The following is a 12,740-nucleotide window of genomic DNA, read 5'->3' as shown; positions in this document are numbered from 1 at the left end:
TTAATCTGAAAGTGCAATGAAAATTCATCAGTTACGTGCGCTTGTCGCCATTGCCGACGCGGGCAGCGTCCGCGGCGCGGCGCGACTGCTCAATTCCTCGCCCGCGGCGGTCACTCAAAACCTTCAGTATCTGGAGGAGACCGTTCAAATGCAGCTCGTGGCGCGCACATCGTCAGGCGTGACACTCACGGAATGCGGGCAAACGCTGCTGGTCCATGCGCGCCTCGTCGTCGCGCAAATAACACATGCGCAACGGGCCGTGGATGCGATGCGCGGCGATCCGCACGGGCGCCTCTCCGTGGCCGTGTCGGCGTGGGTCACAATGACGTTTCTCCCGGAAGCTGTTACGCGCTTTCGCGCAAGGATGCCGGGCATCCAACTGGAGATCTTCGAAGGTCTACCTGCGATTGCCAATCCGCGTTTGCGCGACGGCAGCCTGGACATCTATGTGGGCAGGCAAACGCCGGGCGCGACAGGCTCGGAGTTCGCTTACCGGCCGCTGTTTTCTTCGGGCCGGGCGATTGTCGCGCGGCAAGGTCATTCGCGTGCGGACAGCCGGTCGTTGGTCGACCTGCTCGATCTCGACTGGCTCGTGGCGCTGGATCCTGAAACGGAAGGGCGGACGCCGTACAAGATGTTCGCGCAGTACGGGTTGACCGTGCCGCGCAGCATTCACTTTCTTCACTCATTGGCCGTCGCCGTTTCGCTGCTCAAGCGCACGGATATGGTCAGCATCTTCCCATGGCCGCTCATCGAGCTATGCGCGGCGCACGAAGGGCTCTGCGCGATCCCCGTGCGAGAACAACTCGAGGAGTCGACGGTCGGCATCATCACGCGTGCCGGAAAGCCCCCCGATGCCGTGTCGAATTGTTTTATAGACTGCCTGATCGATACGATCCGCGACGAATCATGGGTACGAACGCCGGAGATTCTCCGGGCGTTGCACTCCGTGGAAATACTTGTTTGAGGTTAGGCATCGTGGTCGCGCTGAATCTGCGCGGCACCGAGGCGACAGACCAGCTTGCCGTGGCGCGGCTCATGCTCATGCGTGACCCACCGGCCGATACACCCTTTGCATCAACCACTTGCCCAAGATGTAAGAACCTTGCCCACAGCCTTGCCAAATTTTAGGTGGCCAGGTTTTGCCATTGGCGCAGGCGTGCAAACTCACACTAACGCCAAACGCAACCGGCGCTCCACTGCATTCACTCAACTCACCTCAAGTCTTCAACGGCGAGGCAGCCGCCGCTTCCCGCGATTGCACCTGTAAAACCGCATCGCGCTTATCCAGCAGATGCTGCCGAAGAATCGCACTCAGCTTCTTGCCATCTCGCGCTTCGAGCGCCTTCAGCATTTCATCGTGATCGTGAATCGCGCTGTCCCACTTCGGAATCTGGAAGTTCGACCGGAACCTGAGCGCCTGCAAGCGGCGATTCACCGCGACATAAGTCTGCCGCAGCGCTGAATTCCTGGCCGCCTCGTTGATCTTGTCGTGAATCGCCTGATTGCGGCTGTAGTACCCAGCGAGATCGTTCTGCGCGCGGCACGCGAGCATGGCGTAATGCAGCGCCTTGATCTCGGCGAGTTCAGCCGCCGTCATCCGCTCGGCCGCCAGTTCGCCGGAAAAGGCTTCGAGGCCGCTCATCAGTTCGAAGGTCTCGCGCAATTCGGCCTCCGACATCTTCGACACCGACGCGCCACGATTCGGCGAAATCTCGATCAGCCCTTCGGCGGCCAGCACCTTCAGCGCCTCGCGCAACGGTGTGCGTGAAATGCCGAGCGTTTCGCACAGCTCGCGCTCGTTCAGTTTCTTGCCCGGCTCGAGCACGCCTTCAACGATGAAGCGCCGAATGTGCTCTACCACCGTGTCATGCAAGCGTTGCCGCTCGACCTTCGGCATCAGCGGGGAAGCGGCGATGCTCGCCTCGAAATCCGAATTTTGCATACAAAAGTCCTCAACATCCATTAACTCTGATTTTATCGGAAGCTGAAAGATTAGTTAACAGCGCGGGTAAACACCGGTGACGACACGCAATTTTCGCCTTGGGATCGTCGCAGATCGTCTGATATAGTTTTTTGAATGCAAAATTCAATCGGAGGAGCCCCAATGCTCAAGCTAGACTTTCACCCCGCTGGCCGTCACTTTTTGCAGATCCCGGGTCCGAGCCCGGTGCCCGACCGTATCCTCCGGGCGATGAGCTACCCGACTATCGACCACCGCGGTCCAGAGTTCGGCGAACTCGGTCTTAAGGTGCTCGACGGCATCAAGAAAATCTTCAAGACGCAGCAACCTGTGGTGATTTACCCGGCCTCGGGTACGGGCGCCTGGGAAGCGGCGCTGTCGAACACGCTGAGCCCCGGCGATCACGTGCTGATGTTTGAGACCGGCCACTTCGCCACGCTGTGGAAAAAGATGGCGGAAAGCCTCGGGCTGAAGCCGGAGTTCCTCGGGCTGCCGGGCATTGAAGGCTGGCGTCGCGGCGTGCAGCCGCAAATGATCGAGGAGCGTCTGCGTGCCGACACGCAGAACGCAATCAAGGCCGTGTGCGTGGTGCACAACGAAACCTCCACGGGCGTGACCTCCGACATTGCCGCCGTGCGCCGTGCAATCGACGCCGCGGGTCATCCGGCCTTGCTGCTGGTCGACACGATTTCGGGCCTCGCGTGTGCGGACTACCGTCATGACGAATGGGGCGTCGACGTCACCGTCTCGGGCTCGCAAAAAGGCTTGATGCTGCCGCCGGGCATCAGCTTCAACGCGATCTCGCCGAAAGCCATGGCCGCCAGCAAGCAGGCCAAACTGCCGCGCAGTTTCTGGGACTGGACCGACATTGTCGAGATGAACAAGAGCGGTTACTGGCCGTACACGCCGAACACGAACCTGCTCTACGCCCTTAACGAAGCGCTCGAAATGATTCTCGGCGAAGGGCTCGACAACGTGTTCGCTCGTCACGAACGTCTCGCCGAAGCGACGCGCCGCGCAGTGCGTGCGTGGGGCCTGGAAATTCAGTGTGCGGATCCGTCGGTGTACAGCCCGGTGCTCACGGGCGTGATGATGCCCGACGGCATCGACGCGGATGCGGTGCGCAAGCTCATCTACGAACGCTTCGACATGTCGCTCGGCACGGGCCTCGGCAAGATGAAAGGGCGCATGTTCCGCATCGGCCATCTCGGCGACTGCAACGACCTGATGCTGCTGGCCACGCTGGCCGGCTGCGAAATGGGTCTGCGGCTCGCAGGCGTGCCGCTCAAGGAAAGTGGCTTACCTGCCGCTATGGAGTGGTTGAGCCAGCCGACGAAGGCATCCGGCCTGAAAGCCGCCGCCTGAGTACGCCCCGAACTGTTTCTTTGGGGCATCGAGCGAAGCACAGCCAGCAGCGACTTGCGGAACCGGGAAGGCGGGGAGCACTTCCCTCACGAAGCCGCGCACAGAACGCGGCACGAACGAATGCAATGGTCCCGCGGCGCAAGCCGCCGCCGGGCAACGACGCAGCGCGCCATCTCAGGCCCGCCGTCGACACATGCAATGGAGATAGACGATGAAGCGGTTTCGTGTGACCAGTGCGACCAGTATCGTTCTAGTGATGCTCTGCATCATGTACTTCATCACCTACCTCGACCGCGTCAACGTTAGCACTGCGGCTGCGGGTTTCGGCAAGGAATTCCATCTCTCGCATACGGAGGTCGGCCTGGTGTTCTCGGCCTTCGCGTATCCGTATCTGATCTTTCAGATCATCGGCGGGTGGGTCAGCGATCGCTTCGGCGCGAAACGCACGCTGATTTTTTGCGGCGCGATCTGGGGCGTCGCCACGTTGCTGACGGGTTTCGCCGGCGGGCTGGTTTCGCTGCTGGCCGCGCGCGTGCTGCTCGGCTTCGGCGAAGGCGCGACGTTTCCCGCCGCCACGTCCGCGATGGCGCGTTGGGTCGCCAAGGAAAAACGCGGCTTCGCGCAGGGCATCACACACGCGGCGTCGCGGATCGGCAATGCGGTCGCGCCCGGTCTGATCGTGCTCGTGATGGCGACCTGGGGCTGGCGCGAATCGTTTTATATTTGCGGCGTGTTCAGCTTGTTGTGGGTTGCCGTGTGGGCCTTCACGTTTACCGAACATCCGAAAGACCATCCGCGTATCACGAGCGACGAACTCGCCGTGCTGCCCGCGCCCAAGCCGAAAGCCGCCGGCGTGCCGTGGCGCAAACTGTTTCGCCGCATGTGGCCCGTCACGATCGTGTACTTCTGCTACGGCTGGACGCTGTGGCTGTTCCTGAGCTGGATTCCACAATACTTTCTGCACAGCTATCACCTGCAATTACAGAAGTCGGCGATCTTCGCCTCGGTGGTGTTCTTCGCCGGTGTGATCGGCGACACGCTCGGCGGTATCGTGACCGACTGGATCTTCACGCGCACCGGCAGCCTGAAGCGCGCACGTAGCTGGATGGTGTCGGTCTGCATGTTCTTCTGCCTGCTCTCACTGATTCCGCTGATGTTCACGCACAGCCTGTATCTGTCCATGGCGTGTCTCGCGTCCGGCTTTTTCTTTGCCGAAATGACGATCGGTCCGATGTGGGCGATTCCGATGGACATCGCGCCGGAATATTCGGGCACGGCGAGCGGCATGATGAACACCGGCTCGGCATTGGCCGCGATCATCTCGCCGGTGGTCGGCGGCTTTCTGATCGACTACTTCGGTAGCTGGGAATTGCCGTTCGTCGGCAGCATGCTGTTAATGGCGATCGGCGTGGTGCTCGCGTTCCGCATGCAGCCGGAAAGCAAATTCGCGCTCAACGCGGCTGACAAAGCGCATGTCGCCACGGGTATGGGCGCTTGAGCACACCGCGCCGTTTCCCCTCTCCGCATGACGACACTATGACGACAGCACTCAGCCGGCTTCTCGCCGACGCACGCCGCAATCACGCCACGCTCGACACGTTGCTGCCCGAGCAAATTCCAGCCGATGCCGCCGCGGCCTACGCAATCCAGCACGAGATCCTGGACGCATGCGGCGCGCGGATCGCTGGTTGGAAAATCGGCGCGAAGTCCGAGAGCGGTCCAATCCAGGGCGCGCCCTTACTCGACCTCGACCTGCATGCCGACGGCGCCCGTTTGCCGCACCAAGACTTCACGCCCTTGGGGCTCGAACTGGAAATCGCGTTTCGTTTCGGGCGGCGCTTCGATGTTTCCGCCAAGCCGTATAGCGAGGCCGAAGTGCTGGCGAGTATCGACTCGATCGGCGCGACCATCGAAATCGTGGCGAGCCGCTACGCCGGGTGGCCCGCCGTCGACAAGCTAGCTCAACTCGCGGACTTGCAGAATCACGGCGCGCTGATCGTGGGCGAGTTCACGCCGTATCGCGAGGACTTTCCGTTCGTGGCGCCTTCGCTGCAATTCGATTTCGACGGACAGGATGTGGTTAAAGCCACGCCCGCCAATCCGGCCGGCGATCCGCGGCGCCTGCTGACGTGGCTCGTCAATCACGCCACGTCGCGCGGCATTGCCGTGACGCCTGAGATGGTCATCACGGCCGGTTCATACACCGGCATGTTCTTTCCGAAGACGGCGGGTACGGCGAGCGGGCGCATTGAAGGACTCGCACCGGTCAGCCTCACGCTGTACTAGCCGCTTCCCCTGTCTTTGCCATAGGCCGACGATATGACGAACCCCACTTCCGCTTTACTCGTCAAGCCGATCCATCTCGTTCCGTCCGCCGCGCGGCTGACGAGTCCGCTCGCGCAGCATCTGCGCAAATCGCTGCGCGGCGACGTGCTGTTCGACGCGGCGAGCCGCGGTCGTTACGCGACCGACGCGTCGATCTATCAGATCACGCCGATCGGCGTGGTGGTGCCGCGCGACCAGGACGATCTGCGCATCGCACTGGAAATCGCGCGCAGCGAGAAAGTGCCGCTGCTCGCACGCGGCGCGGGCACGAGCCAATGCGGGCAGACGGTCGGCGAAGCGCTGGTGATCGATACGAGCAAGTGGTTGAACAATATCGTCGCCTTCGATGCCGAAGCGCGCACGGTGACGGTCGAGCCGGGCGTCGTGCTGGATCATTTGAACGCATGGCTCAAGCCGCATGGACTATGGTTTCCGGTGGATGTTTCGACCGCCGCGCAATGCACGATCGGCGGCATGGCCGGCAACAATTCGTGCGGCTCGCGCTCGATCGAATACGGCAACATGGTGCACAACGTCGAATCGATCGATGCGATTCTCGCCGACGGTAGCGAAGCGCATTTCGACTCGTTGCGTGAGGCGCCGCAAGGCGCGCGCTTGCAGCAGATACTTGCGGGCGTGAAGCAGATCGCCGAACGCGAGCGCGACGAAATCGTCGCGCGTGTGCCGAAGGTTTTGCGCCGCGTGGCGGGCTACAACATCGACGTGTTCGATTGCCAGAACCCGCGCGCTTATACCGACGACGGCGTCGCGAACCTTGCGCATCTGCTGGTCGGCTCGGAGGGCACGCTCGCGTTCAGCCGGCAATTGACGCTCAGGCTCGCGCCGCTGCCCACGCATAAAACGCTCGGCGTGGTCAACTTCCCGACTTTCTGGCAGTCGATGGATCTCACGCAGCATATCGTCAAGCTGAAGCCGGTGGCGGTGGAACTGGTCGATCGCACGATGATCGATCTGGCGATGAGCAATCCGGCGTTTCGTCCGGTGATCGGCAAGGCGCTAGTCGGTGAGCCGCAAGCCATTCTGCTGGTGGAGTTCGCGGGCGAGAACCGCGACGCGCAACTTGCTTCGCTCAAGCAGCTCACGGAACTGATGGCCGATCTCGGCTTGCCCGATTCAGTCGTCGAGATGCCCGACGCGAACGAACAGAAAGCGCTGTGGGAAGTGCGCAAGGCGGGGCTCAATATCATGATGAGCATGAAGGGCGATGGCAAGCCGGTGTCCTTCATCGAAGATTGCGCCGTACCGCTTGAACATCTGGCCGAATACACGAGCCGCCTCACCGAAGTGTTCCACCGAAACGGCACGGAAGGCACATGGTATGCGCATGCAAGCGTCGGCACGCTGCATGTGCGGCCGATTCTCGACATGCGCCGCGATGGCGCGCAGAAGATGCGCGCCATCGCCGATGAAGCGGCGGCACTCGTGCGCGAATACAAGGGCGCGTATTCGGGCGAACACGGCGACGGATTGTGCCGCGGCGAATGGGTCGCTTGGCAATACGGGCCGCGTCTGAATCAGGCGTTCAGCGAAATCAAGGCGCTATTCGATCCGGACAACCGTTTCAATCCCGACAAGATCGTGCGTCCGCCGAAGATGGACGACGCGCGCAATTTCCGCTTCGCGCCGGGCTACAAGGAACATCGGATAGAAACGGCGCTCGACTGGTCGGCTTGGAATGTCGAACGCGATCCGCTGACCGGACAGGAGACCTTGCCGGGCAGCGGCAAGGATCTGGCCGGCGGTCTCGCGAAGGCCGTCGAGATGTGCAATAACAACGGCCACTGCCGCAAGTTCGACGCGGGCAGCATGTGCCCGAGCTATCGCGTGACGAAGGACGAGCAGCACGTCACTCGCGGACGAGCGAACACATTGCGCCTCGCGATTTCCGGTCAACTCGGCGAAGCGGGACTCGCGAGCGACGACGTGAAGGAGACGCTCGATCTGTGCGTGTCCTGCAAGGGCTGTAAGCGCGATTGCCCCACGGGCGTCGATATGGCGAAGTTTAAGATCGAAGCGCGGGCGGCGCGCGTCAAGCGTCACGGGCTGCGTCTGCGTGACAAGCTGGTGGCTTTCATGCCGCGTTACGCGTCGACGGCGAGCCGCATGCCGGGCTTGATGGCGCTGGCCGACAACGTGCCGGTGCTGTCGGCGTGGTTCAAGCGGTCTGTGGGATTCGCGCCCGAGCGAAGCTTGCCGCGCTTCAAGAAGTCGTTTTTGGCGGATGCGGTTTCATCGCGCAAAGCAGGGCAAGGCGCCGCGCTCAAGGAAGTCCTGCTATTCGTCGACACGTTCAACAACAACATGGAGCCGGAGAACGCGCGCGCCGCGCAGCAGGTGTTGGAGGCTGCGGGCTACACGGTGCACTTCAACACGCGCCAGGGCGAGCGGCCCGTGTGCTGCGGCCGCACCTTCCTCGCGGCGGGTCTCATCGATGAAGCGAAGCAGGAAGCGCGGCGCATGCTCGATCTGTTCAAGCCGTTCGTGGAGCGCGGCGTGCCGATCGTCGGGTTGGAGCCGTCTTGCCTGCTGTCGTTGCGCGACGAGTTCCTGCACTATGGCTTTGGCGACGAAGCGCAGCGGTTGTCGAAACAGGCGTTTCTATTCGAAGAGTTTCTGGTGCGCGAGGAAAAGGCCGGGCGTCTGCAGCTTGTGCTGAAGCCTTTGGCGAAGCAGCAGGCGCTGGTACATGGCCATTGCCATCAAAAGGCCTTCGACGCCTTCATGCCCGTGCAAACCGTGTTGAAGTGGATTCCTGAATTGAAGGTATCGACGGTGGAATCGTCGTGCTGCGGAATGGCGGGCAGTTTCGGCTACGAGGCCGAGCATTACGCGACGTCACAGGCGATGGCGGAACTGTCGCTGCTGCCGGCGGTGCGCAAGATGGACGGCGACACGTTCATGGTCGCGGACGGCACGAGTTGCCGGCATCAGATTCACGACGGCGCGGGGGTCGACGCGATCCACGTGGCGCGTGTGCTGGCGATGGCGTTGCGGTGAGCGTTTCCGGGAGCCGAAAAAGCCGTTGAAAAACCCGCCGGTGAGCTTTTGCGGGAGAGTGGAACTCAAGCAAAAGTCAAAGCCGGCGTTCCGTCCCACTCCTCCGCAGTAACCACATGGGTAGACGAAGCCACGCATCGCCCGTATAATCGCAGTATCCTGACCGCGAAATTGCAGCTAGATAAGCTAAGTTAGAAGGGGTTAGATGCAACCTGGCAGCAGTTTGCGTCCGCCCCCGTTGCCGGTAAAACAACCGGTATTCAAAAGGGGCACCCAAACCCCGCCGGATAGGAGCCTAGCGCTGCTATCCAACATCATCGATGGATCTGGCACCAGTTTTGCTGACTGGTCCGCCGCCGAAGGCGAAATCACCCCGCCTTCGCGCCGGGAGAAAAACAAACCTCCGGCACCACTCGGTTCACCTCGCGGCATGTGCCGCGTCCCGAACTTCCCATTCGCAGCGCCGTCACGGCGCCTGTGCGGCGCGGCTATTTCCGTGCGTCGCTCGAACAAGGAGGCGCATCTTCATGATTCAACGTCCTGCCAGACTGATCGGCAGTCTTGTAGCCATCGGTATCGTCGTCGCATTGCTGTGCCGCGCGATTGACCCCGGCGCACTCCATCAGTACGCGCCCGATCTTGTCTACTACACGAAGCGGCACCTGTTGCTCGTCGGTTATTCCATGGCGCTCGCGTTGCTGGTCGGCATTCCCGCCGGCGTATTGCTGAGCCGTCCCTCGTTCGCGCGTCACGCCGAACGTCTCATGCAGATATTCAACATCGGCAACACGATTCCCTCGCTGGCCGTGCTGGCGATCGCGCTCGGCATCTTCGGCATCGGCGATATTCCGGCGCTCGTGGCGCTGTTTCTCGCGTCGTTGCTGCCCATCACACGCAATGCCTATGAAGGCATGAAGAACGTCTCGCCCGCATTGCGCGAGGCCGCGCGCGGCCTCGGCATGACGGGCTGGCAATCGCTGTTGCGTGTGGAGCTGCCCAACGCCATGCCGATCATCATCGGCGGCGTGCGCACGGCGCTCGCAATCAATGTGGGCAGCGCGCCGCTCGCCTATCTGATCGGCGCGGACAGTCTCGGCACGCTGATCTTTCCCGGCATCTATCTGAACAACCAGCAGCAGCTATTGCTCGGCGCGGCAGCCACCGCGATTCTCGCACTGGTTCTGGACGGCATCGTCTCGACCGGCAGCCGCTACCTGCTCGCGCGACGTGGGGTGACGGCATGACGAATCTGTTCAAGCGCAGCCGCTGGATCGCCGCTGGCGCATTGCTCTTTGCGAGTATTCACGCTAACGCGGCGACGCTCGTACTCGGTGGAAAAAATTTCACCGAGCAGTACGTTCTTACCGAGATCACGTCGCAGTACCTGCGCGCGAAGGGCTACACGATCGACGCCCGCACCGGCCTCGGCAGCACGCTGTTGCGCAGCGCGCAGGAGAACGGTCAGGTCGACATCACGTGGGAATACACTGGCACCGCCGCGATCGTCTACAACAAGATCACCGAGAAGCTCGATCCGAAGACGATGTACGAACGCGTAAAAGCGCTCGATGCAAAACGTGGTCTGATCTGGCTCGACTGCTCGCCGCTGAACAATACGTACGCGCTCGGTTTACCGGAGCAAGTCGCGCGGCAAACAGGCATCCGCACGATTTCGCAACTCGCGGCGAAGATGGCCGCGGAGCCGAACAAGAAGCACGTGTTCGCAATGGATGCGGAGTTCGCCAATCGCCCCGACGGCCTGAAGCCGCTCGAAGCAGCCTACGGTATGCAGTTCAGCCGCGAGGAAACGCGTCAGATGGATCCGGGTCTCGTCTACACCGCGTTGCATAACAACCAGGTGCCGATCGGACTGATCTACACGACGGACGGCCGCGTGAAGGGCTTCAATATCACGCCGCTCGAAGACGACCGCCACTACTTCCCCGCGTACAACGCCACACCGGTGGTGCGCAAGACGACGCTCGACCAGAACCCGCAACTCGCGCCGCAATTGAACGCGCTCTCCGACGCGCTCAACAACGACACGATGCTGGAGATGAACAAGCAAGTCGATATCGACGGCAAGCCGGTGCGCGAAGTGGCGGCGGAATTCCTGCGCACGCACAAGCTGCCCTGAGCGGAGATCTTCTTTATGACTGTATTCGACTATCTATCGGCCAACTGGCCTGAATTGCTGCAACTCACCGCGCAACACGTGTGGCTCGTGGGGATTGCGGTGGGCTGCGCGATCGTCGTCGGTGTACCCCTGGGTATCCTGATCAATCGGCACGAGTGGCTCGCCGCGCCGCTGCTGAGCGTGGCGACGGTCGTGCTGACGTTGCCTTCCATCGCGCTATTCGGCTTGATGATTCCCGTGTTCTCGCGCTTCGGCCAGGGCATCGGCGCGGTGCCGGCGATTACCGCGGTGTTCCTCTATTCGCTGCTGCCGATCATGCGCAACACTTACCTCGCGCTGCGCAACGTCGACCCCGGCATCAAGGAAGCGGGCATCGGCATCGGCATGACGGTGTGGCAACGGCTGCGCCTCGTCGATTTACCGCTTGCCGTGCCGGTGATTCTCGGCGGCGTGCGCACGGCGGTGGTGATGAACATTGGCGTGATGACGATCGCCGCGGTCATCGGCGCGGGCGGTCTCGGCACGCTGATCATCCGCGCGATCGGCCAGAGCAACATGATGAAACTGTTGGTGGGCGCCGTGCTCGTGAGCGTGCTCGCGATCGTCGCCGACCTGCTGCTGCAAGCGCTGCAACGCTTGCTGACCCCGAAGGGAGTACAAAAGACATGATCGAACTCGACAAACTGACCAAGACGTTTACGCAGAAGGACGGCCAGCAGGTGAAGGCGGTCGACTCCGTGAGCCTGACTGTCGGCGAAGGCGAAATCTGCGTGTTTCTCGGCCCGTCGGGCTGCGGCAAGACCACCACGTTGAAAATGATCAACCGGCTGATCGCGCCGACTTCGGGCCGCGTGCTGATCAACGGCGAGGACACTTCCGGTCTGAACGAAGTGGAATTGCGCCGTCACATCGGCTACGTGATCCAGCAGATCGGCCTGTTCCCCAACATGACGATCGAGGAGAACATCACGGTCGTGCCGCGCCTGCTCGGCTGGGACAAGAAACGTTGCCGCGAACGCGCCACCGAGTTGATGGCGATGGTCGCGCTCGATCCGAAGCAGTATCTGAAGCGCTATCCGCGTGAACTGTCGGGTGGCCAGCAGCAGCGCATCGGCGTGATTCGCGCGTTGGCCGCCGATCCGCCCGTGCTGCTGATGGACGAGCCGTTCGGCGCGGTCGACCCGATCAATCGCGAATCGATCCAGAACGAGTTCTTCCAGATGCAGCGTCAACTGAACAAGACGGTGATCATGGTGAGCCACGACATCGACGAGGCGATCAAACTCGGCGACCGTGTGGCCGTGTTCCGCCGTGGTCAACTGGTGCAATACGATCATCCGGATACATTGCTGGCACATCCGCGCGACGAGTTCGTCGGCGCGTTCGTCGGTCAGGACAGCACGTTGAAGCGTCTCTTGCTGGTGAAGGCCGGCGACGCCGCCACGCAGCCGGAAACCGCGCATGCCGACATGCCGGTCGCGCGCGCCTTCCAGATGATGGACGACAGCGACAGCCGCTACCTGACCATCGTCGATGACAGGCAGCAGGCGCTCGGCTATGTGACGCGCCGCGCGGCGCGCGCGGGCCAGGGCGTGTGCGGCGATCATTTGTCCGCGTTCAAGGCGACGGTCGGCGCGGAGGAACATCTGCGCATCGTGCTCTCGAAGATGTACCAGTTCAATTCGTCATGGATGCCGGTGCTGGATGGCGACGGCCGCTACGTCGGCGAAGTCACGCAGGATTCGATTGCGGACTATCTCAGCTCGGGGCGCTCGCGCCGGCAGACCGGACAGCCGGCGATCGTGTCGCCTGCTGTTGCCGCTGCGGAAGCGGCGGCCGTGCAGGCTGCAACGGTTCATCATGCGTGAACCGCGCGACTTCCTTATGCTGCGCGAGCGCGGCGGCGGGAGTCGCCCCCGAACTGCCCGCCGA

10 protein-coding genes are annotated in these 12,740 nt (G+C 62.1%); 9 read left to right on the top strand and 1 reads right to left on the bottom strand.

Annotated elements, in window-relative coordinates; genetic code table 11:
* Positions 1–16 precede the first annotated feature (16 nt).
* The gene (locus B0G81_RS02360; protein WP_116122736.1) at positions 17–967 is read left to right on the top strand and encodes a LysR substrate-binding domain-containing protein; all 951 of its coding nucleotides are present in this window, start codon (positions 17–19) and stop codon (positions 965–967) included.
* A gap of 252 nt (positions 968–1,219) precedes the next feature.
* Here the strand turns inward: B0G81_RS02360 and B0G81_RS02355 are convergent, their stop codons facing one another.
* Positions 1,220–1,945: a GntR family transcriptional regulator gene (locus B0G81_RS02355; protein ID WP_134133279.1), complete on the bottom strand. Its 726-nt coding sequence runs from the start codon at positions 1,943–1,945 to the stop codon at positions 1,220–1,222.
* Positions 1,946–2,107: 162 nt separating this feature from the next.
* Between B0G81_RS02355 and B0G81_RS02350 the strand changes: the two genes are divergently transcribed.
* The 8 genes from B0G81_RS02350 to B0G81_RS02315 all read left to right on the top strand — a co-directional run bounded on the left by B0G81_RS02350 (position 2,108) and on the right by B0G81_RS02315 (position 12,676).
* On the top strand, positions 2,108–3,328 hold the full coding sequence (locus tag B0G81_RS02350) for an aminotransferase class V-fold PLP-dependent enzyme (RefSeq protein ID WP_134133273.1): 1,221 nt from the start codon (positions 2,108–2,110) through the stop codon (positions 3,326–3,328).
* Positions 3,329–3,539: 211 nt separating this feature from the next.
* The gene (locus B0G81_RS02345) at positions 3,540–4,826 is read left to right on the top strand and encodes an MFS transporter (RefSeq protein WP_116122733.1); all 1,287 of its coding nucleotides are present in this window, start codon (positions 3,540–3,542) and stop codon (positions 4,824–4,826) included.
* Positions 4,827–4,864: 38 nt separating this feature from the next.
* The gene (locus tag B0G81_RS02340; RefSeq protein WP_134133267.1) at positions 4,865–5,614 is read left to right on the top strand and encodes a 2-keto-4-pentenoate hydratase; all 750 of its coding nucleotides are present in this window, start codon (positions 4,865–4,867) and stop codon (positions 5,612–5,614) included.
* A 33-nt stretch (positions 5,615–5,647) separates the two neighbouring features.
* Positions 5,648–8,671, top strand: a complete 3,024-nt coding sequence (locus B0G81_RS02335; RefSeq protein ID WP_134133262.1) for an FAD-binding and (Fe-S)-binding domain-containing protein — start codon at positions 5,648–5,650, stop codon at positions 8,669–8,671.
* Positions 8,672–9,198: 527 nt separating this feature from the next.
* A complete protein-coding gene (locus B0G81_RS02330) occupies positions 9,199–9,915 on the top strand; it encodes an ABC transporter permease (RefSeq protein WP_116122730.1) in 717 nt (238 codons plus the stop codon).
* Positions 9,912–10,808: a glycine betaine ABC transporter substrate-binding protein gene (locus tag B0G81_RS02325; protein ID WP_116122729.1), complete on the top strand. Its 897-nt coding sequence runs from the start codon at positions 9,912–9,914 to the stop codon at positions 10,806–10,808. The genes B0G81_RS02330 and B0G81_RS02325 overlap by 4 nt, the downstream gene beginning before the upstream one ends.
* Before the next feature lie 15 nt (positions 10,809–10,823).
* Positions 10,824–11,477, top strand: a complete 654-nt coding sequence (locus B0G81_RS02320; RefSeq protein WP_121309576.1) for an ABC transporter permease — start codon at positions 10,824–10,826, stop codon at positions 11,475–11,477.
* A complete protein-coding gene (locus B0G81_RS02315; protein ID WP_134133258.1) occupies positions 11,474–12,676 on the top strand; it encodes an ABC transporter ATP-binding protein in 1,203 nt (400 codons plus the stop codon). Before B0G81_RS02320 ends, B0G81_RS02315 begins: the two co-directional genes overlap by 4 nt.
* Positions 12,677–12,740: the final 64 nt, after the last annotated feature.

The sequence above is a fragment of the Paraburkholderia sp. BL6665CI2N2 genome (assembly GCF_004366535.1).
In the GTDB taxonomy this organism is placed as follows: Bacteria; Pseudomonadota; Gammaproteobacteria; order Burkholderiales; family Burkholderiaceae; genus Paraburkholderia.
This window is presented reverse-complemented; position numbering and strand designations above follow the sequence as displayed.

Excerpts from the sequence above, each read along its gene's own strand:
- B0G81_RS02360 (WP_116122736.1), top strand. The coding sequence starts at position 17 with ATGAAAATTCATCAGTTACGTGCGCTTGTCGCCATTGCCGACGCGGGC.
- B0G81_RS02355 (WP_134133279.1), bottom strand. The coding sequence starts at position 1,945 with ATGCAAAATTCGGATTTCGAGGCGAGCATCGCCGCTTCCCCGCTGATG.
- B0G81_RS02350 (WP_134133273.1), top strand. The coding sequence starts at position 2,108 with ATGCTCAAGCTAGACTTTCACCCCGCTGGCCGTCACTTTTTGCAGATC.
- B0G81_RS02345 (WP_116122733.1), top strand. The coding sequence starts at position 3,540 with ATGAAGCGGTTTCGTGTGACCAGTGCGACCAGTATCGTTCTAGTGATG.
- B0G81_RS02340 (WP_134133267.1), top strand. The coding sequence starts at position 4,865 with ATGACGACAGCACTCAGCCGGCTTCTCGCCGACGCACGCCGCAATCAC.
- B0G81_RS02335 (WP_134133262.1), top strand. The coding sequence starts at position 5,648 with ATGACGAACCCCACTTCCGCTTTACTCGTCAAGCCGATCCATCTCGTT.
- B0G81_RS02330 (WP_116122730.1), top strand. The coding sequence starts at position 9,199 with ATGATTCAACGTCCTGCCAGACTGATCGGCAGTCTTGTAGCCATCGGT.
- B0G81_RS02325 (WP_116122729.1), top strand. The coding sequence starts at position 9,912 with ATGACGAATCTGTTCAAGCGCAGCCGCTGGATCGCCGCTGGCGCATTG.
- B0G81_RS02320 (WP_121309576.1), top strand. The coding sequence starts at position 10,824 with ATGACTGTATTCGACTATCTATCGGCCAACTGGCCTGAATTGCTGCAA.
- B0G81_RS02315 (WP_134133258.1), top strand. The coding sequence starts at position 11,474 with ATGATCGAACTCGACAAACTGACCAAGACGTTTACGCAGAAGGACGGC.